The following is a 24599-nucleotide window of genomic DNA, read 5'->3' as shown; positions in this document are numbered from 1 at the left end:
GGCTTGCTTGTATTGGGATTCCTGATGGCGCTGCTTTACTGCGGCGAAATGCCGGCTTCCTTGACCAGCTTAGCATTGGCGGCAATGTCGTCCTTGATGTAGCGGTCGAACTGGTCCGGTGTCATGGTCCAGGACTCCGCGCCCAGCTTGGCAAAACGCTCCTTGACATCATCCGAGGCCAGCGCCTTCTGCACCTCGGCGTTGAGCTTGTTGACGATATCCTTCGGCGTCTTTGCCGGCACCAGCATGCCGATCCAGAAGTTGAATTCCGAATTGGGTACACCGGCTTCGCTGGTGGTCGGCACGTTGGGCAGCGCGGTCGAGCGCTTAGGCGATCCAACTGCCAGCGCCACCAGGCGGCCGTCCCGGATATGCGACAGCACCGGGGCGATCGGCGAGAAGTAATAGTCGACACGGCCTCCCATGACTTCGGTGACCGCTTCCGGCGATCCCTTGAAGGGAATGTGCATTGCGTCGATCTTCGCCTGGGTCCTGAACTTTTCGGCGTTCAAGTGCGTCGCGCTGCCCTGCCCGGCCGACGCATAGTTCAGCTGTCCCGGCTTGGCCTTGGCCTGGTCGAGCAGGTCCTTGAGCGTTTTCATGTTCTTCGACGGCGACACCACCAGCGCATTGGGCAAGGTGACGATCGGCGTGACACCGGCGAAGTCGTTGATCGTGTCGAATGGCAGCTTCAGATAGGTTGAAGGGCTGACCGTGTGGGACGAGGAATGGATCAGGATGGTATAGCCGTCCGGCGCCGCATTCGCAACCTGCCCGGCGCCGAGCGTGCCGCCCGCGCCGCCGCGGTTTTCGACGATGAACTGCTGGCCGAGGCTGGCGCTTAGCTTGTCGGTGATGGAGCGCGCGATTACGTCAGTGGTGCTGCCTGCGGTAAAGGGAACGACCACGCGGATCGGTTTGGTCGGGTAAGCGGCACCCCGGGCGGCGGATGGCAGATGAACCAGGCCTGCTGCCGCAGCCAGGGCGGCGAGGCCAATCATGCGAACGGATTTCATGATGTCTCCAGATAATTGTTGTCGGGGAATATTGCACGAAATACAGCTCAGATCCAATTCTTATTCACCATTTGGTGAATAAGCTGCATCGTATGCGATGAAATTTTGCGCGTCAACCCGCCTAGCGCAAAGTTTTCAGCTGAACGTAGCCTTCATTATAGTGACGTGGGCAAGTCATTTCCGGCATTCAATTCACCATATAGATAATTGCCAAGCATCGCGCCACATCCTGATTTCGGTGATCGAACGGCCGCGCAGATCATCGCAGCCGCTAAGCCGGCAACAGTTTCGAGCAACAACCGAGGTCCCTTGTATGAAAGTGCCGCTGCTAATTACTTTCGACTTTTACATCCCGAACGCCGAAAGCTTTCCTGAAAATTTCACACTGCCATCACTTCCTTTAAGGTCGCCGCATCCGCAAGCGAATGATCAAATTCTCAATGAACTTTGCCTTGGTCAGTCATTCATAGCGGTGGTAAGAAGTTCAATCGCAGTCGCGACCTGGTTCGATTCGTCAACGGCATCAAGGCCCTTCCCGGAAGCACGGTTCGCGCATGATGTACCTAGCTCGTTCTGAGCGGCCAACAGCCCGGTCAGGTTCAGCCTTCCCCAATGAAAGGACACGCCGATGAAAGCTCTCGTTTACAAAGGACCGCGCGACGTGGTGATCAACAATGTGCCGGATGCCAAGATTGAGAAACCGACCGATGTGCTCGTCAAGATCACAACTTCGAACATTTGCGGCTCCGACCTGCATATGTACGAAGGGCGCACCAGCGTGGAAGCAGGCAAGATTCTCGGCCACGAAAACCTGGGCATCGTGATCGAGGCTGGCAGTGCGGTGGAACGCGTGAAGGTGGGAGACCGGGTGTGCCTGCCGTTCAACATCTCCTGCGGCTTCTGCGAAAACTGCGAGCGCGGCCAGACCGCTTTCTGCCTGATCGCCAATCCAGGCAACGCCGGCGCTGCCTATGGCTATGCCGAAATGGGTCCCTACAGCGGAGGCCAGGCCGAATATCTGCGGGTGCCCTATGCCGACTTCAATTGCCTGGTGCTGCCGCCGGATGCCGAGGAAAAAGAAAATGACTACGTGATGCTATCGGATATCTTCCCCACCGGTTACCACGCTACCGAACTGGCCGGCGTCAAACCGGGCGATTCTGTCGTTATCTACGGCGCGGGCCCCGTCGGGCTAATGGCTGCGCACTCGGCACTGATCAAGGGTGCCGCCAAGGTCATGGTCGTGGACATGCATGAAGACCGCTTGGCACTGGCGGAAAAAATCGGCGCCATTCCAATCAATAAAGTTGACGAGTCTTGCGTCGACGAGGTTCTGAAGTTGACCAACGGACGCGGCGCCGACTGCGGCTGCGAATGCGTCGGCTATCAATGCCATGACCACCCCGGCCATGAAGTACCGAATCTCACCATGAACAACCTTGTGAAGTCGGTGAAGGCTACCGGCGGAATCGGCGTGGTCGGGGTATTCATGCCGGAAGACCCCGGTGCGTCGGACGAACTCGCGAAGCAGGGAAAGCTCGCGTTCGATTTCGGGACCTTCTTTACCAAAGGGCAACGCATGGGTACCGGCCAGGCGAATGTCAAAGCCTATAACCGGAAGCTCATGCATCTGATCCAGCAGGGAAAGGCGAACCCGTCTTTCATCGTTTCGCATGAGCTGCCGCTTGATAAGGCGGCAGAGGGCTATGCTAGCTTCGACGCCCGCGAGGAAGGCTGGACAAAGGTGGTGCTCAAGACCGGCGCGTAGCGGATCTTCGTTCGTCTCGTAACAGATCAGACCAGACCGGACAGCACATACTGTTGCGATGAAATGGTGGCTAGCCGCCCTCTAAACTCCGGCGCGAAAGCAAGCATGGCCTTGCCTCGCCGCAGCTGCATGCAGCTGCGTCCGGAGCACCATGGGAACATTGTGCGCAAGCATCTTAATGACGGTGCCTGCTTTGCCACCAGTGTTTGAGAGCAATCCATTGATGCTCAAGCCAGAGGGTCAGTTCTCCAACCGGCTTGCGCAGGAAAGGGACGTCCTGCGCGATCAGCAGCAATCCGAGCGGTATGAACTCAAAACCAAGCACTGGCAGGAAGCCGAAGACGCCGCCCGCGATGAGCAATATCCCTAAAGGCAGCCGTATCCATTTCGACGCGGGACTACGCAGCCAACGAATCATGCGCGATACCCTGTCGGGCGTTTCATGCTCGAGCCCTTCATACGCCCTGTCAAGTTTCTTGCGTCCTTCATCGCTCATTTCAGCTTCCTCAGTCGTTAATCCGCCGACATGAATCTACCGCCATGAATTCATAAGGCGACATAGCCACCAGCGTCTCTGCTTTCTATATTGAAATGACTGCCTATATAAAGTTGACGATATTGGCTTAAGTTTGTTCACCTGCCACCTGTGACTTTCCACTTTTCGGGAAAAGACATCCCACGCCTTCCGGCAACAGATAGCTATCGTTAAGTTCGGCCGGACGCTATGCCGTGTATGGATTTGTTCTGCCTCAAAAAGAACACTTTTTCCGTATGCTCCGAAAGCCACTATCTTTACTTCAGCTGTTCTAACCGGCTTTCATTTTTCTTCTACTATCATGAAAACATTTTCCGGATTGGTTGTCGCTGTCATCCTCGGCTCGGGGACACAGGCTTTTGCACAAGAATCAGCCGAGCCCGCCAGGGCAACATATGAGGGCAATGTCTTTCGGCCCGCAAAGGTGGAAGCTACCGACGCCCGCGTATCGGCCTTGCGCGCGCCTGGCGGTTTCGCGGTCACGAAGTATGCGGAAAATATGGGCAAACCGCGCATGCTGGCAGTGGCACCCAACGGCGACGTGTATGTTTCCGACAGAGAAAAAGGCACGGTGACTTTGCTCCGCCATGCGCAAGGTACAGGCAAGGGCGGAGCGGCTATTGAAGTGGCACGCGCGGCGGATCTTCATGGACTGGCAATCATGGATGGCAAGCTTTACATTGCGGCCATTCGAGAACTGTATGTCGCCGACATACAGGGTGACGGCACACTAAGCGAGTTGAAGGTTTTATATAGCGATCTGCCGGACGCCGGGCAACATCCCAACCGCACGCTTCGCTTCGGTCCGGACAAAAAGCTCTATTTGTCCATTGGAAGCACCTGCAATGCCTGCGATGAACCCAACCCGGAAAGTGCAACCATCGTGCAAATAAACACCGATGGCTCGGGGCGGCGCATCTTTGCCAAGGGCCTGCGCAACACGATTGGCTTTGACTGGCATCCGCTTACGAAGGAGATGTATGGGTTTGACCATGGCATCGACTGGCTTGGCGATGAACAGCAGCGAGAAGAATTGAATCTTCTCAAGGAAGGCGCCGACTATGGCTGGCCGTACATCTTCGAATCCGGCAAGTTCAATGTGGCGGAAGAGGCGCCTCCCGGCATGACTTTCGCGGAGTATGCATCCAAAACCACCCCTCCCGTCCAGCTTTATACGGCTCACGCGTCGCCTCTCGGGCTGGTGTTCTACACCGGCGAGCAGTTTCCTGCCGAGTATCGCAACGACGCCTTCGTCACGATGCGCGGATCATGGAACCGTTCGGAGCCTGCCGGCTACAAGGTCATTCGCGTCAAGTACGATAGCCAAGGCCGCCCCGTGCGTTTCGAAGACTTCGTGGGCAGTTGGCTGACCAATAATAATCAGGCCCATTTTGGGCGTATTGCCGGCATTGCCCAGCATATCGATGGCTCGCTGCTCATTGCTGACGACACCAATGGAGTGATTTATCGGGTTGCCTACACTGGCGGTTAATTTGACAGCCACATGAAAGGCTTTTGTATTCGGACATGCCTTTTGAAGAAGGCATGTCCGTCAAGCGCCGTAAAGGCGGTGCGAAAAAGCCTGACCGAATCATCACTCGTTTCCGCAATACTTGCGCATATCTTGAAGCCGGTAGACAAGCAACAGCTTTTCAGCTTGTCCAAAAGCCACACATTGCGATTGTTTAGAAATGTGAACGGTGAATTCAAAACCGGATGCCGCCAAACAAGGAATTTATGGATTGGGGCGTGATCGGAATTGCATACTCGACTCGTTGCAGAAATATTATCAAGGAGAAGACGAAATGCATCCGACCAATTCTACTGATAACAGACGACCGCAGCCCGCTTCCACTGCTCACAAGTTTCTATCGCTCGATGGCATGCGCGTGTTCTACCGTGAAGCCGGCACGCCGGGCGCACCGGTCGTGCTGCTGCCGCACGGCTATCCCTGCTCGTCGTATCAATACCGGAACCTGATGCCGCTGCTGTCCGACCGCTGGCACCTGCTGGCGCCCGACTATCCGGGATTCGGCTACAGCGATACGCCGGCTTCCTTCAATTACGGCTTCGACGGCTACTGCGAATTCCTTGACCGATTTACCCGGCAGCTCGGCGTGTCAAGCTATGTGCTGTACCTCCACGACTACGGTTCGCAGATCGGCTTGCGCCTGGCGATCAGGGCGCCTGAACGTGTCAGGGGCCTGATCATCCAGAACGGCGACATCTACGAGGATGTGCTGGGCCCGAAGTACGGCGGGCTGAAGCAACATTGGCGCAACCCGAACGAAGACACTTGGGCGAAGCTGAGGCAGGCGGTGAGCGAGGAAGGCTTCCGCCATGAGTTCATCGGCGAGGTCAGGCCCGAACTGGCCGATCGCATACCGCCCGATCTGTGGCGATTGTCATGGTCGCAAATGACGCCGCAGCGGGAAGGCATCATGCTCAAGCTCATGGAGCAGCTCAAAGACAATCTGGCATGGTTTCCGAAGTATCAGGCTTATCTGAAAGAGCACCAGCCGCCCACCCTCATCCTGTGGGGCCCCCAGGACGGCTATATGCCCGAGGCCTCGGGCCGCGCGTATCTGCGCGACCTTCCCCGCGCCGATCTGCATTTCATCGACAGCGGGCACTGGCTGCTGGAGACTCATCTGCAACAGGCCGCCGTCTTGATACGTCAACACCTGGAGCGCATCGACGGCTAGACGTCAGAAGGGGGCGTACACGCTGTCGCGGTAATGGCCCCCGTGGACCTCGTTATCCTGCAAGTGCCGCAGGATACGGGTCACCATCTTCACATTGCGCTGGTGATAGCCGACCCACTCGCCGCCTGCAAGCGCTTTTTCCGCCTCGCTGCTGATGTCCCTGCGCAGGGCATCGATCAATGCCGCCTGCTCATGCGGAAATAAGGAACTGATCCGATCTTCCATGCAAGCCCTCATGTAGAAACGCTGAAACGCTGAAGCAATGAAACGCCGGAGCGATCATCGGATGGACCGATGCGCCGGCGGACACGTCTGGCGGCGGGCATTTGCCCGCGCAGCGAATGTTCCCGCATCAGCGCATCGGCGCCGCCATTTCGTTGAAGAACCAATTCTTGACAGGCACTGAAGCACAATCCTGTCGAGGCATGCGGGAGCCTTCTTGCCGTCGAACGTTAGCACACCGGCAGTGCGCAAAGAAGTCGGTATTCCTGAGTTCTCTATTCAAATATTGGAACAATCCTCCGCACATCGGCATTTCCGGTCCGCAGCCCTTACTCGGCGCGGCTTTGCGGCGTTTCGATGCCGCCCGGCCAGTCTTTCTCCGCGTTCACCGGTCATTGCATACGTTTCAAACCATGCTAAGCTACCCTCCGTAAGTTACCTTATGTAGCTTATACGGCTTATTGAGTATCTTAACGGAGTATGTGCATGGCGCTTTCCATGTATCCATCAGCTCCGATGGGCTCCGTTCAGATGCCTTTCATTTCAAGACCAAGGAGCAACTTCCATGACATCAAACACCGCCTCCGCACTCATTATCGGCGCGTCGGGCATCGTAGGATCGTACACGGCCCGACTACTGCGGCGCCTGCATCCCGATCTGCATATCGGCATCGGCGGCCGCAACCTGGACAAGGCCGCGTCGCTTGCCCGCAGCCTCGGCAATGCTTCCGCGGTAAAAGTCGACCTGGAGCGGCCCGACCTAGGCATGCCTTCCGGCGCTTTTTCGGTGATGGCGGTCCATGTTAAGGATACGCAGCTCAATGCATTGCGCTTCGCACAGGAGCACCGGGTTCCCTATATCGGCATCTCCAGCGGCGCATTCGAGATTGCACCGGAAGTCGCGCAGTTCACGCAGCGGCCGGACCGCATTGCTTTCGTAATGGGAAGCCAATGGCTGGCGGGCGCCGCCACGCTTCCCGCCCTGCATTTCGCACGCGACTTCTCGGCAATCGAATCCATACGCATCGATGCCCTGCTGGACGAGCAGGACATGGGAGGTCCGGCCGCCTACGCTGACTACGATCGGATCACCGCCGCATCGCCGAGCATGCCGGTGCTGGAGAACGGGCACTGGCGCTGGATACGCGCCGATCGCGAAGGCCGGCGGTTCAAAAGCGTCGACGGCGTCATGGTTGACTCGCAGCCGTATTCCCCGCTCGACATCATGAGTCTAGCGGCGGCAACCGATGCACGCTCGGTGCGGCTTGATCTTGCTGTCGGCGAATCTGCCTCCCGCCGCCATGGCTCACCGTTTTCCACGGAGATCATCATTACGATCACCGGAACATCGCACAGCGGGGAAAGCGTGAGCAGTCGTCATGAAATCGTGCATCCCGAAGGCCAGGCGCCGCTCACCGCGCTTGGAGTCGCACTCATGATGGAGCGCCTCGCGGGCCTGAAAGGCGCGGCTCCGGCCGCCGGCCTTTACCTGCCCGATACGCTGATCGAGCCATCCTACATGATCGAACGCATGGAGCAGTTCGGCGCAAGCATCCGCCTTGCCGCCTGACTGGCGCTTGCGCATAGAGACCCGCAACTGATCCGCATCAATTCTCTTCCCGGAAAGAAAATAACCATGTCAACCAACAAGGCTCCTCTCCTGGTCGTCGGCGGTACCGGCGCCGTCGGCAGCCGCGCCGTCAAGGCATTGCGCCGGCTGCAGCCGGCCCTGCCGATTGCCATCGGCGCAAGAAACCTGCAGAAAGCATCGGCGCTGGCCGGTGAATCCGGCAATGCCCAGGCACTGGCAATCGACCTCGAACGGCGCGACCTCGGACTGTCCCCCCAGGACGGCTACAGCGGCGTGCTGGTCCTGCTTCGGGACACGACGCTTAACAGCATGAAGTTCGCGCAGGACCGCAAGCTGCCATACATTTCGTTCGCCTCCTTCACGCCCGACGTGGGACCGGAGGTTGCACTGTTCGCACAGCATCCGCAGGCGAGCGCCGTCATGCTGCTCGGCCAATATCTCGGCGGAGTGGCCGCGATGGCCACGCTCCATTTCGCCGCCGAATTCCGCCGCGTACAGGCGATTGCCATTGGCGGGCTGCTCGATGCCGACGATCTGGGCGGCCCGATGGCACAGGAGGATATCGGCAGGCTGGAAAACGAAGGCCTGCGGCCGCTCGTCCGGCTGGACGGCGATTATGTATGGCTGGACCCGCAACAGGCTCAGCGCAGCTTCATCGACATCGACGGCAAGCCGCGAACGGGCATGGCCTATCCGCTGCTGGATGTGGTCAGCCTGTCCGCCGCCACCGGCGCCCGCTCGGTGCGGGTGGACCTGGCGGTGCGCGAAGAATCCGCCGCACAGGACGGCCCTTCCCACCAGGTGGTCATAGAAATCGAAGGGGAGCTGCGGTCGGGTGCGACTGCGCTCAGGCGCTACGGCATGCTCGACCGGAATCCCTACTCCGCCCTCAGTGCCTATGGCGCCGCGCTGGCGGCCGAGCGCATGCTCGGATTAAGCGGCAGCGGGCCCGCCGCACCCGGCCTGCACCAGCCGGAAAGCCTGCTCGATGCGGCATACGTAACGCAACGGCTCACCAGCCTGGGTGTCGAACTTCGCACGCTCTGAGGAGGCCGCGCGTATTGGCATGGCATATAATTCCCGGCTTCCCGACAGACGATGAATCGAGGTAGCCGCAATGAATGCGCCTGTAGCCAAACGATTGCCGAAGGAGTTGCGGCGCGACCAGTTGCTCGAGACCGCGCGCGAGATCGTTCGTGAAGAAGGGACCGATGTGCTGACGCTGGGCTACCTTGCCGAACGCGCCGGCGTCAGCAAGCCGATCGCCTATGAGCATTTCGGCACACGGTCGGGACTGCTGATCGCGCTGTATCGCGGAATCGACGAGAAGCAGGTCAATGTCCTGCTGGAAGCGCTCGACAGGACGCCGAAAACCCTGGAGGACGTGGCACGCACCATGGGCGAAGCCTACATGCGGTGCTACCGCTCCGCCGGGCCGGAATGGCACGCGATTTCGGCGGCGCTCAAGGGGGACGAGGAAATGGAATCGTTTCAGCAGGAACTGCTCGACGGCTATGTGGAGCTTTACTGCAATGCGCTGCAGCCTTATTGCAGCCTGCCGCGCAAGGAACTGCGCCTGCGCTGTGTCGGCATCATCGGCGCCGGCGAGGCGCTGGCGCACGGCATGCTGCGCAAGCGTTCGTCGGCCGCCGCCTCCGCCGCGGCGCTCGGCGCGCTGATCGTTTCATGGCTGCGCAGTTCCGGCGACACGCTTCCCGCAGCGAGGAAGAAAGCCGGCTGAGTAACTTGCATATCGAGCATTGCTGATTGTTAGAGCGGTTTCACCCTGACCTGCCTGCGGATCCCGGACAGATTGCCGCGGGCGCGAACAGGCAGGGAAAAGTATGGCTTGAACCCGCATGCCAACCTCGTCAGGAAGCGATCGGCTTGCCGCTGCCGCTCCAAACGCAATTTTATTGCGCCCGCAGACCAGATTGAGAGCCAATTTTGACATGGCTGCGCATTAACATTTCATGCATCAGCTTTGCAACCCTCGACCGCGACCATGAAACTCTTCTATCAGACGCATTCCCCCTATGCCCGCAAGGTATTGGTGCTGGCACACGAACTCGGAATTGCCGAGGATATCGACGTCATTCATCATGAAACCAGTCCGACAAATCGCAACGAGGAGGTATTCGGCGTCAACCCGCTCGGAAAGGTACCGGTGCTCATCTGTGCAAACGGCTTGACCCTGTTCGATTCGAACGTCATCGCGGAATATCTCGACGGCCTGCATCGCGGTCGCCGCTATCTCCCGACCGAAGGCCGCGCACGCTGGCTGTGCCTGCGCATGCAGGCGGTGGCGCAGGGCATCGCCGACGCGGGCATCCTTGCGCGCTGGGACACCGAGCGCCGGCCGCCGGCGCTGCGCTGGCAAACCTATGCGGACGGCCAGCTGGAGAAGCTGAACGCCGCCTTCGACTATCTCGAAGAGGATGTCACCCTCGACGGCGCTCCCGACCTCGGCCAGGTTGCCGCGGCCACCGCGCTGAGCTGGATCGAGTTCCGCGCGGTGGCGCAGTTCAAGGCGGGGCGGCCCAGGCTGGCCCGCTGGTACGAGCGCTTCGTCGAGCGGCCGTCGATGCGGGCCACCGATTACAGCGGAGACACGCACGACTGAGCCGCGACAGGGCCGGTCAGGAAGCGCTCAGGAAGTCTTCGGCCGGGTATTGACGCCCAGGCACAGCGCGCCTGTCAGCAGCGCCAGGGCGACATGCATGCCGTAGAGCGTCGCGAAATCGGCACGCACGACTTCCTCGTGGCCGAGGAACATGACTGTGAGCGCGACGCCCATCACCGATCCGATCTGCCGCACGGCCTGATTGACCGCGCTGCCGACCGCGTACTGCTCCGGCGGCAGCCCGGCGGCGGCCGCGCCCGACAGTGAAGGCAGCACCATGCCGACGCCGATGCCGCTCAGTATCAGCGCGGGCAGCCAGTGCGTCAGGTATTGCGGCTCGACGCCCGGCACCAGCGCCAGCCACAGGCCACTGAAAGCATAGATCAGCGAGCCGATCACGAGCGGCTTGCGGTGGCCGATCCGCCCGGCGATGCGGCCGGTGACGATGGCGGTGGGCACCACCATCAGCGGACCGGGGGTCACCGCGATACCGGCCATCGGCAGGCTGTAATGCCAGATTTCCATCATGTAGGAAAAGAAGGCGAAGAACATCATGGCAAAGGCAATCGCGAATGACAGCGTGGCGAGATTGACCGCGCTGTAAGTGCGGTTGCGGAACAGGGCCAGGTCGACCAGCGGCCGTTTCGCAACCCGCGCCCAGGCCACGAATGCCAGCAGGCCGGCGATGGAAGCCGCGCCGACGGCAAGCACGTTCCGCCGCGCCCAGGTCCCCGATTCGAGCTGGGTGATGGCCAATGCGATGCCGCCCACGCTCAGGACCAGCAGCAGCATGCCGACCAGGTCCAGCGAGCGCTTGCCCGCCACGCCCGGGTTGCCGCGCGATTCCTTGAGCACATATACGCCGGCCGCGAGCGAGACGGCGCCGAAGGGCAGATTGATATAGAACGCCCAGGACCATCCCATCATGTCGACGATCAGCGAACCGACGCTGGGACCGATGGCCGCCGCCAGTCCACCTACCGCCCCCCACAGGCTGACCGCCACTGCACGCTTCTCCTTGGGAAAGGCCTCGAGAATGAGCGACAGCGAAGCCGGTGTCAGCAGCGCTGCACCGATCGCCTGCAGCACGCGCGCCGCCACCAGCGATGCCACGCTGCCGGCGGCGCCGCAAGCAGCCGACGCGATGAGAAACAGCGCCGTGCCGAGCAGGAACATGCGCTTGCGCCCGTGCAGATCGGCCAGTCCGCCGGCGGGAATCAGCATTGCCGCATAAATGACGGTGTAGGCATTGAGCACCCACGACAGGTTCGCCGTCGAATCTGCGGGAAATGCCTGTCGCAATGCGCCGAATGCGGCATACAGCACCGTGGTATCAATGGAAACCAGAAGCACCGAGATGCTGGCGATCCAGAACGTGGGCCAGGGCGAGGGGCGCGCCAGTGCGGCGGCGACGTCAGCGGTATCGGCGGCGGCAGCAGCAGGAACGGCCGCGTTGAGTGGAGTTGTCATGGCGTTCTCAAGGTTTGGTTAGCCGAGGTAGACGGCAGGTTCAAGGCTCAGGCCAAGCTTCACCTGGCGCGTCACGTCATCTGCCAGCACTTCGCCGGCACCCTGCTCGAACGCGTCGAGTGCGCGTGAAACGATGGTGTCCGGCGATGACTTGGGTGCATCGATGTCGCGCGTCAGATCGGTATCGATCAAACCCACATGCAGTCCGGTCACCTGGGTGTTCTGCAGCCTGAGGTCGTTGCGCAAGGCGTTGGTCAGTCCCCATGCGGCAGCCTTCGATACCGAATAGGCACCGAGCATGGGCGAGCTTTTCCAGCTCGCAACGGAGAGCACATTCAGCAGCGCGCCGCCGCCGTTGCGCTTGAGCACGGGCGCAAATGCGCGGCTGACCCTCGCAACGCCCAGTACGTTTGTCTCGAAATACCGGTTGAGCACTTCTTCCGCATCAGCCCCGGTCACGCTGTCGAAGCCCGCGATGCCGGCGTTGTTGATGACCACGGTCACATCGGGGCATTCGCGCGCGGCATTCTCGACTTCATCCGGTTTCGTCACATCCAGGCGCACCGGCGTTACGCCGGGCAGCGTGACCTGCGACGGATCGCGGGCTGCGGCATAGACCTTGCGCGCACCGCGTACCAGCGCCTCGCGGGCGAATGCCAGCCCAAGCCCGCGATTGGCGCCGGTGATCAATACGGTTGCTCCTTGCAGTTTCATATCGTTTCCTTTGGGTTTCCATTAGCCGCAGCACGAAGCGGCAGGTCCGGTCGCCAGCCGCAAATTTGAATATGATGATCATCATATTTATGGCGCAAAAAAAAATGTGTCGCGGCAGGACGCCATCACATCACTCCACGCGTCACTCCACGTTCTTGTCCGGCGTGGCCGAAGAATCAGCCTTGTCGTACTGCTCCAGCAATGCTTCACGGCTCGCGGCGAGCATGTCCTTGCCTTGCCTGCCGCCCAGTGCGCGCGCCATTTGCAGCGCGCCGACCATGGTGCCGGCAATGGCCATGGCTCGCTCTTTTGGAACCTCCGGGGCCAGCGTTGCTTCAATCCGCCTGACAAGTCCAGTGATGCGTGCCGCCGAGGCTTCATGCACCTTGGGCGTCTGGCGCGACATTTCCGAACCCAGCGCCGCGACGACGCAGCCGCCCTCCTTCGCCTCGATATGCGGTTCGGACAGATAGGACTCGACCAACGCCCGAAACGGCGTGGCGCCGCGCCTGCAGCGTGCGGCTACACCGCGGTCCAGCGACTCCGCACTCTGCCTTGCGCCATATTCGATCGCTTCCGCCACCATGTCTTCGCGCGTGCCGAAATGCGCGTAGAAACCGCCATGCGTCAGGCCCGCCTCCTTCATCACGTCGGCCACGCTGACGCCGTCGAAACCGTGCCGACGGATCGCGCGAGAGGCCGCATCGAGAATGCGGTCGTGGGAAAGCTCCTTGCGGCTTGGCTTGGCGGGCTGGGACATCTGCTAGCTCTTCGAGGATTTAATATGATGAACGTCATATTATGACCATCATATTTCGAAGTCAATCGAAATTTGCCGGCCTCGCCGGGATTTGTCTTTCATTACATACCCTTGTGCAACGTGCCAGGACGAGACGAACCCTCTCTGTCGAAATTTGATTGTTCTCATGCACGGCGCGAGTTCGCGGATAGAAATCTCGTGCATTCGCTCAATAGGACATACCTGAATTACACGAGCGGTCGCGCTTCGGGTGTTTCCCTTCAGCTGCTTTTGCCAGAAGACCCAAATGACGGCACTATGCCCACATTGCCGTAGCCTGAGCTCAGCCGTTGCGCACCTCGTCTTGCCTCAAGACATCTCGTGCCCGCCATTCGGACAAGCAAGAAAAAGGCAGAACAATGAACAAGTCTTCCCTCCTTCCACGCTCTTTCACGCATGTGATGGCCAAGGCAGTCGTGCCTGCGGCGCTGCTGCTGGCCGGCTGCGGCGGCAGCGACAACGATGCTCCGGCCGCCGGAAACACCAGCCCGCCGCCAGCCGCATCCGCGCCGGCCGCCAATCCGCCTTCCGGAGATACCCGCCTGCACGACTCCCTCGTCTTTACGCTCGATCCGGCGTCACTGCCTTTCGGACCGCTCGCGGGCACGACCGCGGAGACTGACCGCTGGTCCGGCGTGCTCAACGGCAGCGGCTACCGGATCGAGGTGCCGCGCAACTGGAATGGCCACCTCGTCATGTACGCGCACGGCTACGAGGGCACGGATCCGGGGTTGAAGGTTTCCGATATTCCCATCCGCCGCTATCTGATCGAGAACGGCTACGCCTGGGCGGCATCGAGCTTCAGCAAGAACGGCTACGACGCGCAGGCCGGCATCGAGGACACCAATGCGCTGGCGCTGGCATTCACCACCATCGCCGCGCAGAACAATCGACCTCTGGCGGCACCGAGGAACATGTACATCGTCGGCGCCTCGATGGGCGGGCATGTGGCCGCCGCCGCCGTCGAGCGCGAGACCATGGCAACGGCCAGGAACAAGGTGGCGTACAACGGCGCAGTCGCAATGTGCGGCGTGGTCGGCGATACCGAACTCTTCAATTATGCGACCGCCTACCAGCTCGCCGCGCAATACATCGCCGGACAGCCCGCGACCAGCTATCCGGTTGCCGACTTCGACAGCAAGGAAGAGGACATCAAGAAGGAGCTCTGGGTGCTGTATCCATCGATACTCACCGACAAGGGACGCCAGCTGCGTTCGGCCTTCGTCAACCTGACCGGCGGCCCCCGCCCCATCGCCGAAGACAGCTTCAGGCTCAAGCCGCTGCAGGAAGGCGTATGGCGACGCTTCAATAACGACGGCACGCTCGACGGCGTGCTCAACAGGAACGTGGTCGACACGCGAAGCTTCGTGTATCAGCTCGACGACGACCCCGCGCAATCCGTCGCGGAGCAGGCAATGAATGCCAATATCCTGCGCGTGACCCCGGCGCCGGACGCCAATCCGCCGCGCGCCGTCGGCCTGCGCTGGGTGCCGAAGGTGAACGGCCAGTTCGATGTGCCGGTGGTGACGCTGCATGGGCTGGGCGATTTGTTCGTGCCGTTCAGCATGGAGCAGATCTACAAGCGCCGCGCCCAGGCCAACGGCAGCGACCAGTGGCTGGTGCAGCGGGCCATCCGCGCGCCCGGGCATTGCGACTTCACGGTCGCCGAGCAGGTGGAGGCCTTTCAGGCCATGGCGACCTGGCACCAGACTGGCGTGAAACCGGCAGGCGACGATGTGCTCACGCCTGCCGTCGTGGCCAACCCGGCTTACGGCTGTACGTTCACCCGCAACAATGCCGGACAGGATGACTCGACGGCGATCGATGTGTCGCGGAGGCTGATGCCGTCGTGCCCGTGAGAAGCTTCGTTGGTCACCGTATCTCGACAGCGAGCGCTGCCGTGAGAAGACGTAGGCGGTTACCGGGCGGAGGGGCAAGCAAGTCCTCCGCCACGCTCCCTGATCGCACGGCGGATACCGTGACTCGCGAAGAGTCCGGCACCACTACATCGCGATTCGGTCTTCGGGATAACTCCGGTATAGCCATCCCGGAAGCCGTTCTTCGCATTCCCTGTCTTTCCTCCATCTTGTGAAGAGATACTGCCCGAGATCGTATTGTCGGTTCTTCACTTTCCCAAGGATCGCCAGATCTTCCTGGGATATGTGGGCGGAAGGAATGTCGGGATGAACATTTGCCGTATAGCTGCCTTCTTCCTTGAATCCGGCATGTTGCAGCAAGAGATGAAGCTCATGCCTTGTGTACTCCCGATTATGGCGTCCATACGGTCCATATGCGGAATACGGGTCATAGATATTCCGCCCCTCAAGAAAGGCGACCACGTTTTCGAGACGAGCTGCATTGGGCGTTGTGAGGACTAGCGTGCCGCCCGGCACCAGCACGCGATGGATTTCCCTCAATGCAGCCATCGGATCATTCGTCATGTGTTCAAGGACCTCGCAAAACACGACGGTATCGAAACTGGCATCCTCGAATGGGAATGGATGACATTCGATATTCATGTTGTGGAAGTCGACGTTGAACGTCTCCTCCGCGCCGTTGAAACCCGAAAAATTAATCTCCTGGCGCTGTACGCTTACGTCGCCATTAAAGTAATTCGTCAAGGTCAGATCGATCCCGGGTCGAAACTGGCGCATGAGAAGCGTATTGAAATACGGGTTGGCTCCGATTTCCAGGGCTTTGCGGGCTCCCTTCGGAACAAGGTCAAGCGTCCTCAGGAACCGCTCCAGGTCAGCTGTAGCATATGCGCTCAACTCGCCCTTCCTGCTGCCATCGATCGATATGGACACAAGTGCTTGAAGTATTCCATCTGGCGTATGGCCGGGCGGGACAGGCAACGGAGGTTGGTGCTCCCACGAGGAAAACGATGGTGCAACAGGCGCGCTTTGTCTCCTGCGCAATGCCTTTACGAACTCGGGAACGAAGGGGCGTAATATGTTTTTTAGAATTGTCTGCATTATGGGATTTCGGCGTAGAGTTAACATGCGCAATTGTCATCGCACCGACTCTGCTTGACACCTGTCACCTCTACACGCCGCTTCGAAATAATCGAAGTATCTTAATAACCCAAAGGGATTGATGTAACCCATACTCATGGGATGCAAAACTGATCAAACTCAAACTTTCTGTAGATATATCAATTGCCAGATTGATTAACAGAACGGGGACAGCTGTCTTTAATCACCCACGGAACTTGACCTTGGGTCGTGCTGGCAGTCGGTCAGTTGAAGATCCCGGCGGCGACAGACTTTGTGAGGTCACGGCGGAAGATGTCGTCGGCACAGTGGCGGGCACGGCGGAATTTGCCGACTTGGGACATGGCTTGGGTATCAGGCTGAATCATTTGCCGCCCACTAGGTATCGCCCGAGGGAGTCAACTTTTATCGGAATCGATATCTATCGCGTGCTTACCCGCGGCGCTGTTTTCAAGTTGTTTTTGCCATGAAGGTCCTGATCGAACCTGGACCATTTCGACTTCGCCGCTCAAATGCAAAAAGGCCTCAAACCTTTGTATTTACTAGGTTTGAGGCCTTATGCGGTACTACCGGTATAGTGTTCTTGGTGCCGCCTGTCTGATTCGAACAGACCACCTGATGATTACAAGTCAACTGCTCTACCAAATGAGCTAAGGCGGCACGTGGCTCCCCGACCTGGACTCGAACCAGGGACCTGCGGATTAACAGTCCGTCGCTCTACCGGCTGAGCTATCAGGGAATCGAGCCGGCATTATAGCGGTCTCACGGATGGCGTCAATACGCAAAATGGCAAGAGACACCGGCCGTGTTGTCTACCTTGCTACCGGCTTGTGTTCCGTACCGGCGCCCGGCGTAAGAAACACCATCGTCGTCGGCTCGCTGGTCCTTGCCGTGTGCCAGACGTTTCGCGGGACCAGCACATAGGCCCCGGGCGCGCTCAGGCTGACCGCGCGCTCCACGCCGGCTTCTTCCAGTACCAGCGTGGCGGCGCCCGATATCAACAGGACCAGCTCCTCGCCCGCCGGATGACGCTCCCAAGCGGACCATGGCTCGCTGAACGTGAAGGCAGACATCAGCCTGCCCTGCTCCAGTTGGGGAAATGCATTGTTCGCGAGGTCGGACCAGAAAGATTCCGAGACCGGGATCTCATCGATCTTTCCAGATTCCCCGACATGGAGGAAGGTGCTGGCGATGTCTCTCGCGCTGCTCACCACACCTCCTTGGACTTTATGTTCCGTTCAAGCCGGATATCCGAACATGGCATAGCGCCTACAGCCGTTCGACAATCGTCACATTCGCCATGCCGCCACCTTCGCACATGGTCTGCAGGCCGTAGCGCTTGTTGCGCCGCTTCAGCGCATGCAACAGCGTCGTCATCAGCTTGGTGCCGGAAGCGCCGAGCGGATGGCCGAGTGCGATTGCGCCGCCGTTGACGTTGAGCCGTTCGGGATCGGCGCCGGTGGCTTGCAACCATGCCAGCGGAATCGGCGCGAAGGCTTCATTGACTTCGAACAGGTCGATATCGTCGATTTTCATGCCGGCCTTCTGCAAGGCGCGCAGCGTTGCCGGGATCGGCGCTTCCAGCATGATGACCGGGTCGTGGCCCAGCACGCTCATGTGATGGATGCGGGCGAGCGGCTGCAGTCCATGCGCCTTCAAGGCCCTTTCGCTGACCACCATCACGCCGGTTGCGCCGTCGCAGATCTGGCTGGCATTGGCGGCAGTGATCACGCCGCCTTCCTGCAGCAGCTTGACGCTCCCAATGCCTTCGACCGTTGCATCGAAACGGATGCCTTCATCCACGGCATGCATCTCGTTGCCGGCGGTGACGGCGCTGCCGTCGGCGGCGCGCACTTCCAGCGGCAGGATCTCCTCGCTGAAATGCCCGTCGCGCGTGGCGGCGATGGCACGCTGGTGGCTGCGGTAGGCATACTCGTCGAGAGCCTCCTTGTCCAGGCCGTATTTCTTCGCCACCATTTCCGCGCCCATGAACTGGCTGAAATCGGGCACATCCGGGTAACGGTCATGAATGGCCGGGCTCATGTAGTAACCCATGCCGTTCTTCCTCGGCAGGATGGAGGGCGACCCCATCGGTACGCGGCTCATGCTTTCGACGCCGGCCGCGATTACCACATCCATGGTGCCCGACATGACTGCCTGTGCGGCGAAATGCAGCGCCTGCTGCGAGGAACCGCACTGCCGGTCGACCGAGGTGCCTGGCACCGACTCCGGCAGCTTAGACGCCAGCACCGCATTGCGGGCGACATTGGTGGATTGCTCGCCCGCCTGACCGACGCAACCCATAATCACGTCGTCGATCTGCGCGGGGTCGATGCCGCTGCGGTCCACGAGTTCATTCAATACTTTGGCCGCGAGATCGACCGGATGCCATCCGGACAGGCGACCGCCGCGTTTTCCTCCGGCGGTCCGGACGGCGGCAACGATATAGGCTTCAGGCATGTTGGTTCCTTGATTCGTCTGTCAATTTAAGAAAGTATATTTTCAACATTTACTCGATCCGGATTGCTCTTTATCCATCAGGCGGGCCAGGGCCGGGATGGGGGATTTACCAAGACCCTAAGTCCTATTGCAGCCGCCCTCACCCCTGCCCCTCTCCCGCTCGCGGAAGAGGGGCAGGGGTTCCTGTTCGTTACGCTTCCATATTTACGCATCATCGCCCGACAAACCGTGGCGCCCGCTTCCCAAAAAACGCATCCAGCGCCTCGCGAAAATCCTCGGTCGATGCGCTTGCCCGGAAATTGTCGCGTTCCGCATCGAGCTGCGCCGGCAGGTCGTTGTCGAAGGATTGCCGCATCAGGCGCTTCATCCTGCCGTAGGCCAGGGTCGGTCCGGCGGCGATCCTGCTCGCCAGCGCATCGGTTGCCGCATCCAGTTCCGCCGCCGGTACGACCCGGTTCACAAGGCCCAGGCGTAACGCTTCCCGGACATCCAGACTTTCCCCGAGCAGCGCAATCGCCATCGCGTTGCGCAGGCCGACCAGGCGCGGCAAGTGCCAGGAACCCGACAGGTCGCAGCTGGCCGCGACATTGATATAGGCAAGATTGAAACGCGCATCGTCGGCCGCGATGGCCAGGTCGCAAGCCATCGCCAGGCTCATGCTGCCCCCGGCCACATTGCCGCGCAGGCTGGCGATGACGGGCGCATCCAGCGCTGCCAGCATCTTGATTGATGCATGCAACGGTTCGATCAGCGCCATGGCGGTGGCAGGCGCGTCATGCCGCAGCGAGGCGAGATCCCCGCCCACGCCGAAGGACGCGCCCTCGCCCCGGATGATCACGGCGCGCACCCCCGGATCGCCGGAAAGCTCGCTGCAGCAGGCATGGAGCGCCTGAGCGGCCTCCACATCGAGCGCATTGTGATTGCGCGGCCGATTCAGCACCAGTTGGGCAACGGCGCCTTCGCGCCTCAGTAATACGGGACCGTCTGCGTGAGCCATGATTCGTCTCCTGGTTGGACTCCGTGTTCAGGCCGCCTTTCCAGCTCGCTTGCGGGCCGGCAACGGTGTGCTCTGCTTGTCTTTCCTTAATGCCTTCGGCGTCTTCAGCGGCGCCGGGTCGGCACGGCACACGCCCAGCGACAGCAGCGCTATCATCTGGCGCGCGATGTCATCGGCGCTCAGCGGCCCGTCCGGCGAGTACCAGCGTCCGATCCAGCTGAGTGCGCCGGCAATCGTGAATGCCGCCATTTTCGGATCGCAAGGCGCCATCGATCCTTCCTCTATGCCTTGCTGGATGAGCTGCCGGAACTCCATGTCGAGTTGGCGCTTCATCGCACGCAATTTCTTGCGGCTTTCGAGCGGCAGCGGATCTTCACCGACACGGATTACGCACATGCCGAAATCCATGGTCACGATTTCCGCATACTGGCGCATTGCCGCGAACAGCTTGTCCTTCGCGGTGCCGCCCGATTGCGCGACCTCGCGTATGGCATCCTGCAGCAGGACCAGTCCGCGGCTGACGCACTGGAACAGGATGTCATCCTTGTTCTTGACGTAGTAGTACAGCGTCGGCTTGGTGATGTGCAGGCGTTCCGCCACCTCATCGAGCGAGGTGGCATGAAATCCTCTCTCGTTGAACATCTGCGCGGCGGTGCGCAGCACAGCGTCGCGCTTGGCTTCACGTTCGCTGGCTAGGTCCCGGGTTTTCTTCCATGGCGATACCACCGCCGTGTTGCCGGCGGCTACCGCCGCGCCGGTCTTGGGTACTGCTGCTGTTTTCCTTGAAGTCATCAATCCGTTTTCGGTTAAGGAGGGCATCAGGCGTACAAGGCCTCGATTTCCTGCGCATAGGTTTTGTAGATGCTGGCGCGCCGCACTTTCATGGTGGCGGTCACTTCGCCATCGTCGTGATCGAGTTCCTTGGTCAGCAGATGAAAGCGGCGCACCTGCGATACCTGCGCCAGCCGTGCATTGCCGCTGTCTATTTCCGACTGGATCAGCTCACGCACTTCCGGCGCTTCGACCAGCGAACGGAAATGGGTAAAGGCAATATTGCGCGCTTCCGCCCATTGGGCCACCGCATCATAATCGATCTGGATCAGCGCCGAAACATACTTGCGGGCATCGGCGACCACGATGCATTCCTTGACGTAACGGCTGGCCTTCATCGTATTTTCGATCTCCGACGGCGTCAGGTTCTTGCCGCCGGCGGTGATCATGATGTCCTTGAGTCGATCGACGATCTTCAGCACGCCGTTTTCCTCTCGCACCACGTCGCCGGTATGCAGCCAGCCGTCGACGATGGTTGCCGCCGTAGCCTCCGGATTCTTGTAGTAGCCCTTGAACACCACAGGCCCGCGCAATTGCAGTTCGCCCTGCTCCGACAGCCGGACCTCGACGCCGACGGTAGGCACGCCGACATTGCCGAGGCTGACCGCATCCGCCCTCTGGCCGAGCACCATGCCGCTCGACTCGGTCATGCCATAAACCTCGATCAGCGGCACTCCCATGGTACGGAAGAATTGCACGATGGCGGGAGAGATCGGCGCCGCGCCGGTCAGCGCGATGCGGGCACGGCGCAAGCCGATGAAGTTTTGCAGCGCCCGGAAGATCAGCAGGTAATACAGGCCGTAGAGCGTGCGTTCGCGTATGCCGCGCTGATGGCTTGCCTTTTCAGCGAACGGCTGGCAATGGCGCATCCCCTGCGTGAACAGCCATTGCTGCAAGGCGCCGGACTCCTGCATCTTGATCGAAATGGCGGAATGCAGCTTCTCCCAGATGCGCGGCACGCCAAGGAACATGCTGGGCGCGACTTCGCGCAAGTCTTCCTGCACGGTACGGATCGATTCGCCGAAGTCGACCCGCGAACCGAGGTACAGCGGCACGAAGGCGGTCAGCATCTGCTCGGCCACATGGCACAGCGGCAGATAGGACAGGTGGGTGGTATCCGGGCGCAATCCAAGGCGTTCGATCACGCCGGGCGCCATTGCGGCGATATTGGCATAGCTGATCATCGCGCCCTTGGGCTTGCCGGTGGAGCCCGAGGTATAAATGATCAGCGCGGTATCGTCCATCACCTGGGCATCCAGGCATTGATCGACCAGCTCGCCGTGATCGCGCTCATGCGCCTGGCCCAGTTTTTCAAGCTCGGCAAAGCTGACGACCCGTGCCGGATCGCGCGCCCGGGTATCGGCAAAGCCCTTCTTCTCGATGACCACGATGGTCTTCAGCATGGGCAGCTGGTCGCCGGCTTCGAGCACCTTGTCTGCCTGCTCCTGGTCTTCGCAAATGATGATTTGCGCGTCGGAATGATTCAGTACATACGCGATTTCATTGACCGGGCTGGTCGGATAGACGCCGACGGTGACGCCGCCGACCAGACCGGCGCCGAGCTGCGACAGTACCCATTCGGTGCGGTTTTCGGAAATCACGGCGATATGCCCGCCGGGCGGCAGGCCGAGTGCGCGGTAGCCGAGGCCGATATGACGCGCGCGGCGGTAATACACGCTCCAGGTCAGCGGCCGCCAGATGCCGTACTCCTTCTGGCGGATGGCGACGCTGTGCGGCCGCAGGCGGGCATGTTCGCGCAGCATCTGCGGCTGGGTTTTGGAGAAATCGATCGTTTCCATGGCGCGATGTCTATGTCTTGATGTCAGGACAGCCAGCGCTTGCGGCGCTTGTAATGTTTTAGTTCGCGGAAACCCCTGGTCGTCCCCTCCGCTCCCACGCCGAGATAGAACTCGCGCACATCGGGGTCGGACGCCAGCTTTTCCGCGCTGCCGTCGATGACGACCTTGCCGGTTTCCATGATGTAGCCGTAATCGGCGACCGCAAGCGCGATCGAAGCATTCTGCTCCACCAGCAGCATCGACACCCCGCGTTCGGCATTGATGCGCGCGATGATGTCGAAGATGGTTTCCACCAGCACCGGCGACAGACCCAGCGAGGGTTCGTCGAGCAGCATCAGCTTGGGCTGCGCGATCAATGCGCGGCCGATGGCCAGCATCTGCTGCTCGCCGCCGGACAGGTAACCGGCCAAACCGTTGCGCCGCTCATGCAGGCGCGGAAAATATTCATACACCAGGTCGAAGTCGGGCTTCTTGCCATCCTGAAGCGCATAGCTGGCGGCAACGAGATTTTCCTCGACACTCAAATCCTCGAACACGCGCCGACCTTCCATCACATGGAACAGGCCCGAGCGCACCAGTTCAAACGGATGGGCATGGGTGGTGGCGCTGCCCTGGAAGCGCACTTCGCCGCGCGTGACCGCGCCGTCTTCCAGCGGCAGCAGGTTCGAAATTGCCTTGAGCATGGTCGATTTGCCGGCGCCGTTGCTCCCGAGGAGCGCGACGATCTTGCCGCGCGGGACAGCAAGCGACAGGCCGCGCAGCACCTGCACCGCCTTGTTGTAGACCACCTCGATATTGTTGACTTCGAGGACCATGTCCCCGCCTGTTCCCATGCTCATCGCGGCTCCCGGTGTTTTTCTGGCTCGCTTACTGGCCCAGCGTGATCCAGTCGGACGCCGGCAGCATCTTCTTCTGCTTCATGTCTGCCTTGTAGATGCGGCCCACCGGAATGGAATTGCCCTTGATCGAAATCGGCGTGCCGATGATGCCGCCGGTGTCGAAATTCTGGATCGAGTTCAGCGATGCCTTCAGGTTCTTGCCGTCCAGCGGCTTGCCGGCGTCCAGCGTGCGCTTGACCGCTTCCGTCATCAGCATGGCGGCGAGGAAGCCCTGCATGTAGGCGGTGCTCTGATATTCCGGGCGCATCTGCCGGATCTTTTCCATCATCGGCGACTTGCCCTCGGTATCGTAGTGGTAGCGGTAGGGCATCACTCCCATAAAGCCGTCGGCGGCATCGCCCATGCGCATCACGGTGGAATTGTCCATGGTCCAGAAAGTCCCCATGAAGGCCGACTTCATGCCCATGGATTTCGCCTGATTGATGAATTCCGGGATCGGCGCCAGAACGTAGCCGTGGAAGATGGTGTAGTCGGGATCGGCGCGGCGCAGCTTGATCACTTCGGCGGATACATCGACGCTCGACGGCGGCGTCACGATTTCACTCACCAGGTTCAGCCCCAGCTTCTTGGTGGCGGCGCGCGTGCCTTCAACCGGGTCGCGTCCGAACTCGGTATCGGAATACACCAGCGCCACCTTCGCGCCCGGCTTGGTCTTGGCGATGTAATTGAGCAGAATGCCGACCATCTCGGTGTAGTCGGGGCCGACCATGAACTGCAGCGGATATTTCTGCGGGTCGTTGAGTTCCTTGGCGAAGGAGGCGCCGGTCATCAGCATGTTGCCGGCTCGCTCGAGCTCGGGGTTGACGGTCTTGGAGAAACCGGTCGAGTCCGCATAGTAGAGGTTCACCTTGTGCTGGCTGGTGATTTTCTTGAACGCCGCCATCGAGACATCGACCTTGTAGCCGGTGTCTTCCGGGACATACTGGATCTTGCGTCCCTTGATGCCACCGGCATCGTTGACGATCTTCAGGTAGTCCTTGATGCCGGCGTCGATGCCGATGCCGGCGAAGGCGAACACGCCGGTCATCGGGATCGAGCCGCCCAGCACGATGTCTCCCTGCTGGGCGCCCTGCTGTGCCGAGGCATTCGCCGCGAAGCCCAAGGTACCGGCCGCTGCCAGCGCGGCAAGCCATTTCTTGATCGGGTTTCCAAACATGTGTCGTCTCCTCTTGTTATG

The 24599-nt window shown here is 60.4% G+C and carries 23 protein-coding genes and 2 tRNA genes; 9 read left to right on the top strand and 16 right to left on the bottom strand.

Going from position 1 to position 24599, the window contains the following annotated elements:
* Nucleotides 1–35 precede the first annotated feature (35 nt).
* Nucleotides 36–1016 (bottom strand): tripartite tricarboxylate transporter substrate binding protein, encoded by a 981-nt coding sequence (locus tag RY831_RS12230; protein WP_326506623.1) that lies wholly within the window; start codon nucleotides 1014–1016, stop codon nucleotides 36–38.
* A gap of 628 nt (nucleotides 1017–1644) precedes the next feature.
* On the opposite strand from RY831_RS12230, the gene RY831_RS12225 reads away from it, so the two are divergent.
* Nucleotides 1645–2784, top strand: coding sequence for a glutathione-independent formaldehyde dehydrogenase (locus RY831_RS12225; RefSeq protein WP_326506622.1), 1140 nt, complete (start codon nucleotides 1645–1647; stop codon nucleotides 2782–2784).
* A 175-nt stretch (nucleotides 2785–2959) separates the two neighbouring features.
* Here RY831_RS12225 and RY831_RS12220 read toward each other — a convergent pair whose 3' ends face one another.
* Entirely contained in the window at nucleotides 2960–3280 is a 321-nt protein-coding gene (locus RY831_RS12220) for a hypothetical protein (protein ID WP_326506621.1), read from the bottom strand.
* Between the two features lie 340 nt (nucleotides 3281–3620).
* Here RY831_RS12220 and RY831_RS12215 point away from each other — a divergent pair, with 340 nt between their 5' ends.
* The 3 genes from RY831_RS12215 (at nucleotide 3621) to RY831_RS12205 (ending at nucleotide 6024) form a co-directional block, all read left to right on the top strand.
* Nucleotides 3621–4811 (top strand): PQQ-dependent sugar dehydrogenase, encoded by a 1191-nt coding sequence (locus tag RY831_RS12215; RefSeq protein ID WP_326506620.1) that lies wholly within the window; start codon nucleotides 3621–3623, stop codon nucleotides 4809–4811.
* Between the two features lie 35 nt (nucleotides 4812–4846).
* A complete protein-coding gene (locus RY831_RS12210) occupies nucleotides 4847–5008 on the top strand; it encodes a hypothetical protein (protein ID WP_326506619.1) in 162 nt (53 codons plus the stop codon).
* Between the two features lie 116 nt (nucleotides 5009–5124).
* Nucleotides 5125–6024, top strand: a complete 900-nt coding sequence (locus tag RY831_RS12205) for an alpha/beta fold hydrolase (RefSeq protein WP_326506618.1) — start codon at nucleotides 5125–5127, stop codon at nucleotides 6022–6024.
* Nucleotides 6025–6027: 3 nt separating this feature from the next.
* Here RY831_RS12205 and RY831_RS12200 read toward each other — a convergent pair whose 3' ends face one another.
* Nucleotides 6028–6249 (bottom strand): hypothetical protein, encoded by a 222-nt coding sequence (locus RY831_RS12200; protein ID WP_326506617.1) that lies wholly within the window; start codon nucleotides 6247–6249, stop codon nucleotides 6028–6030.
* 562 nt (nucleotides 6250–6811) lie between these two features.
* Between RY831_RS12200 and RY831_RS12195 the strand changes: the two genes are divergently transcribed.
* The 4 genes from RY831_RS12195 (at nucleotide 6812) to RY831_RS12180 (ending at nucleotide 10460) form a co-directional block, all read left to right on the top strand.
* Entirely contained in the window at nucleotides 6812–7816 is a 1005-nt protein-coding gene (locus RY831_RS12195) for a saccharopine dehydrogenase NADP-binding domain-containing protein (protein ID WP_326506616.1), read from the top strand.
* Between the two features lie 66 nt (nucleotides 7817–7882).
* The gene (locus RY831_RS12190; protein ID WP_326506615.1) at nucleotides 7883–8884 is read left to right on the top strand and encodes a hypothetical protein; all 1002 of its coding nucleotides are present in this window, start codon (nucleotides 7883–7885) and stop codon (nucleotides 8882–8884) included.
* A 70-nt stretch (nucleotides 8885–8954) separates the two neighbouring features.
* The gene (locus RY831_RS12185) at nucleotides 8955–9578 is read left to right on the top strand and encodes a TetR/AcrR family transcriptional regulator (protein WP_326506614.1); all 624 of its coding nucleotides are present in this window, start codon (nucleotides 8955–8957) and stop codon (nucleotides 9576–9578) included.
* A gap of 264 nt (nucleotides 9579–9842) precedes the next feature.
* Nucleotides 9843–10460, top strand: coding sequence for a glutathione S-transferase family protein (locus tag RY831_RS12180; RefSeq protein ID WP_326506613.1), 618 nt, complete (start codon nucleotides 9843–9845; stop codon nucleotides 10458–10460).
* A 27-nt stretch (nucleotides 10461–10487) separates the two neighbouring features.
* On the opposite strand, the gene RY831_RS12175 is transcribed toward RY831_RS12180, so the two are convergent.
* The 3 genes from RY831_RS12175 to RY831_RS12165 form a co-directional block, all read right to left on the bottom strand.
* Nucleotides 10488–11930, bottom strand: a complete 1443-nt coding sequence (locus RY831_RS12175) for an MFS transporter (protein ID WP_326506612.1) — start codon at nucleotides 11928–11930, stop codon at nucleotides 10488–10490.
* Nucleotides 11931–11948: 18 nt separating this feature from the next.
* Nucleotides 11949–12644 carry an SDR family oxidoreductase gene (locus tag RY831_RS12170; RefSeq protein ID WP_326506611.1) on the bottom strand — a complete coding sequence of 232 codons (696 nt, stop codon included), beginning with the start codon at nucleotides 12642–12644 and terminating at the stop codon, nucleotides 11949–11951.
* Nucleotides 12645–12786: 142 nt separating this feature from the next.
* Nucleotides 12787–13404, bottom strand: a complete 618-nt coding sequence (locus RY831_RS12165) for a TetR/AcrR family transcriptional regulator (protein WP_326506610.1) — start codon at nucleotides 13402–13404, stop codon at nucleotides 12787–12789.
* 440 nt (nucleotides 13405–13844) lie between these two features.
* Here RY831_RS12165 and RY831_RS12160 point away from each other — a divergent pair, with 440 nt between their 5' ends.
* Nucleotides 13845–15302: an alpha/beta hydrolase family protein gene (locus RY831_RS12160; RefSeq protein ID WP_437126263.1), complete on the top strand. Its 1458-nt coding sequence runs from the start codon at nucleotides 13845–13847 to the stop codon at nucleotides 15300–15302.
* Nucleotides 15303–15446: 144 nt separating this feature from the next.
* On the opposite strand, the gene RY831_RS12155 is transcribed toward RY831_RS12160, so the two are convergent.
* The 10 genes from RY831_RS12155 to RY831_RS12110 form a co-directional block, all read right to left on the bottom strand.
* Nucleotides 15447–16250: a class I SAM-dependent methyltransferase gene (locus RY831_RS12155; RefSeq protein ID WP_326506608.1), complete on the bottom strand. Its 804-nt coding sequence runs from the start codon at nucleotides 16248–16250 to the stop codon at nucleotides 15447–15449.
* Between the two features lie 770 nt (nucleotides 16251–17020).
* Nucleotides 17021–17096: transfer RNA gene (locus RY831_RS12150), tRNA-Thr, on the bottom strand.
* 3 nt (nucleotides 17097–17099) lie between these two features.
* Nucleotides 17100–17175, bottom strand: a tRNA-Asn gene (locus RY831_RS12145).
* Between the two features lie 73 nt (nucleotides 17176–17248).
* Nucleotides 17249–17647, bottom strand: coding sequence for a cupin domain-containing protein (locus RY831_RS12140; RefSeq protein WP_326506607.1), 399 nt, complete (start codon nucleotides 17645–17647; stop codon nucleotides 17249–17251).
* A 58-nt stretch (nucleotides 17648–17705) separates the two neighbouring features.
* A complete protein-coding gene (locus tag RY831_RS12135; RefSeq protein WP_326506606.1) occupies nucleotides 17706–18896 on the bottom strand; it encodes an acetyl-CoA C-acetyltransferase in 1191 nt (396 codons plus the stop codon).
* A gap of 211 nt (nucleotides 18897–19107) precedes the next feature.
* Nucleotides 19108–19893, bottom strand: coding sequence for an enoyl-CoA hydratase/isomerase family protein (locus RY831_RS12130; protein ID WP_326506605.1), 786 nt, complete (start codon nucleotides 19891–19893; stop codon nucleotides 19108–19110).
* A gap of 27 nt (nucleotides 19894–19920) precedes the next feature.
* The gene (locus RY831_RS12125) at nucleotides 19921–20685 is read right to left on the bottom strand and encodes a TetR/AcrR family transcriptional regulator (protein ID WP_326506604.1); all 765 of its coding nucleotides are present in this window, start codon (nucleotides 20683–20685) and stop codon (nucleotides 19921–19923) included.
* A gap of 26 nt (nucleotides 20686–20711) precedes the next feature.
* Nucleotides 20712–22523 (bottom strand): AMP-dependent synthetase/ligase, encoded by a 1812-nt coding sequence (locus RY831_RS12120; RefSeq protein ID WP_326506603.1) that lies wholly within the window; start codon nucleotides 22521–22523, stop codon nucleotides 20712–20714.
* Nucleotides 22524–22546: 23 nt separating this feature from the next.
* Nucleotides 22547–23356, bottom strand: a complete 810-nt coding sequence (locus RY831_RS12115; protein WP_326506650.1) for an ABC transporter ATP-binding protein — start codon at nucleotides 23354–23356, stop codon at nucleotides 22547–22549.
* Between the two features lie 34 nt (nucleotides 23357–23390).
* Nucleotides 23391–24578, bottom strand: a complete 1188-nt coding sequence (locus RY831_RS12110; RefSeq protein WP_326506602.1) for an ABC transporter substrate-binding protein — start codon at nucleotides 24576–24578, stop codon at nucleotides 23391–23393.
* Between the last annotated feature and the right edge of the window lie 21 nt (nucleotides 24579–24599).

Source organism: Noviherbaspirillum album, from assembly GCF_035916955.1.
GTDB classification, from domain to species: Bacteria; Pseudomonadota; Gammaproteobacteria; order Burkholderiales; family Burkholderiaceae_D; genus Noviherbaspirillum; species Noviherbaspirillum album.
The sequence above is the reverse complement of the archived record's forward strand: the minus strand, read 5'-3'. Positions and strand labels throughout refer to the sequence as shown.

Bases quoted from the DNA above. Each gene is read 5' to 3' on its own strand.
- RY831_RS12230 (WP_326506623.1), bottom strand. From the start codon at position 1,016: ATGAAATCCGTTCGCATGATTGGCCTCGCCGCCCTGGCTGCGGCAGCA.
- RY831_RS12225 (WP_326506622.1), top strand. From the start codon at position 1,645: ATGAAAGCTCTCGTTTACAAAGGACCGCGCGACGTGGTGATCAACAAT.
- RY831_RS12220 (WP_326506621.1), bottom strand. From the start codon at position 3,280: ATGAGCGATGAAGGACGCAAGAAACTTGACAGGGCGTATGAAGGGCTC.
- RY831_RS12215 (WP_326506620.1), top strand. From the start codon at position 3,621: ATGAAAACATTTTCCGGATTGGTTGTCGCTGTCATCCTCGGCTCGGGG.
- RY831_RS12210 (WP_326506619.1), top strand. From the start codon at position 4,847: ATGCCTTTTGAAGAAGGCATGTCCGTCAAGCGCCGTAAAGGCGGTGCG.
- RY831_RS12205 (WP_326506618.1), top strand. From the start codon at position 5,125: ATGCATCCGACCAATTCTACTGATAACAGACGACCGCAGCCCGCTTCC.
- RY831_RS12200 (WP_326506617.1), bottom strand. From the start codon at position 6,249: ATGGAAGATCGGATCAGTTCCTTATTTCCGCATGAGCAGGCGGCATTG.
- RY831_RS12195 (WP_326506616.1), top strand. From the start codon at position 6,812: ATGACATCAAACACCGCCTCCGCACTCATTATCGGCGCGTCGGGCATC.
- RY831_RS12190 (WP_326506615.1), top strand. From the start codon at position 7,883: ATGTCAACCAACAAGGCTCCTCTCCTGGTCGTCGGCGGTACCGGCGCC.
- RY831_RS12185 (WP_326506614.1), top strand. From the start codon at position 8,955: ATGAATGCGCCTGTAGCCAAACGATTGCCGAAGGAGTTGCGGCGCGAC.
- RY831_RS12180 (WP_326506613.1), top strand. From the start codon at position 9,843: ATGAAACTCTTCTATCAGACGCATTCCCCCTATGCCCGCAAGGTATTG.
- RY831_RS12175 (WP_326506612.1), bottom strand. From the start codon at position 11,930: ATGACAACTCCACTCAACGCGGCCGTTCCTGCTGCTGCCGCCGCCGAT.
- RY831_RS12170 (WP_326506611.1), bottom strand. From the start codon at position 12,644: ATGAAACTGCAAGGAGCAACCGTATTGATCACCGGCGCCAATCGCGGG.
- RY831_RS12165 (WP_326506610.1), bottom strand. From the start codon at position 13,404: ATGTCCCAGCCCGCCAAGCCAAGCCGCAAGGAGCTTTCCCACGACCGC.
- RY831_RS12160 (WP_437126263.1), top strand. From the start codon at position 13,845: ATGGCCAAGGCAGTCGTGCCTGCGGCGCTGCTGCTGGCCGGCTGCGGC.
- RY831_RS12135 (WP_326506606.1), bottom strand. From the start codon at position 18,896: ATGCCTGAAGCCTATATCGTTGCCGCCGTCCGGACCGCCGGAGGAAAA.
- RY831_RS12130 (WP_326506605.1), bottom strand. From the start codon at position 19,893: ATGGCTCACGCAGACGGTCCCGTATTACTGAGGCGCGAAGGCGCCGTT.
- RY831_RS12125 (WP_326506604.1), bottom strand. From the start codon at position 20,685: ATGACTTCAAGGAAAACAGCAGCAGTACCCAAGACCGGCGCGGCGGTA.
- RY831_RS12120 (WP_326506603.1), bottom strand. From the start codon at position 22,523: ATGGAAACGATCGATTTCTCCAAAACCCAGCCGCAGATGCTGCGCGAA.
- RY831_RS12115 (WP_326506650.1), bottom strand. From the start codon at position 23,356: ATGGGAACAGGCGGGGACATGGTCCTCGAAGTCAACAATATCGAGGTG.
- RY831_RS12110 (WP_326506602.1), bottom strand. From the start codon at position 24,578: ATGTTTGGAAACCCGATCAAGAAATGGCTTGCCGCGCTGGCAGCGGCC.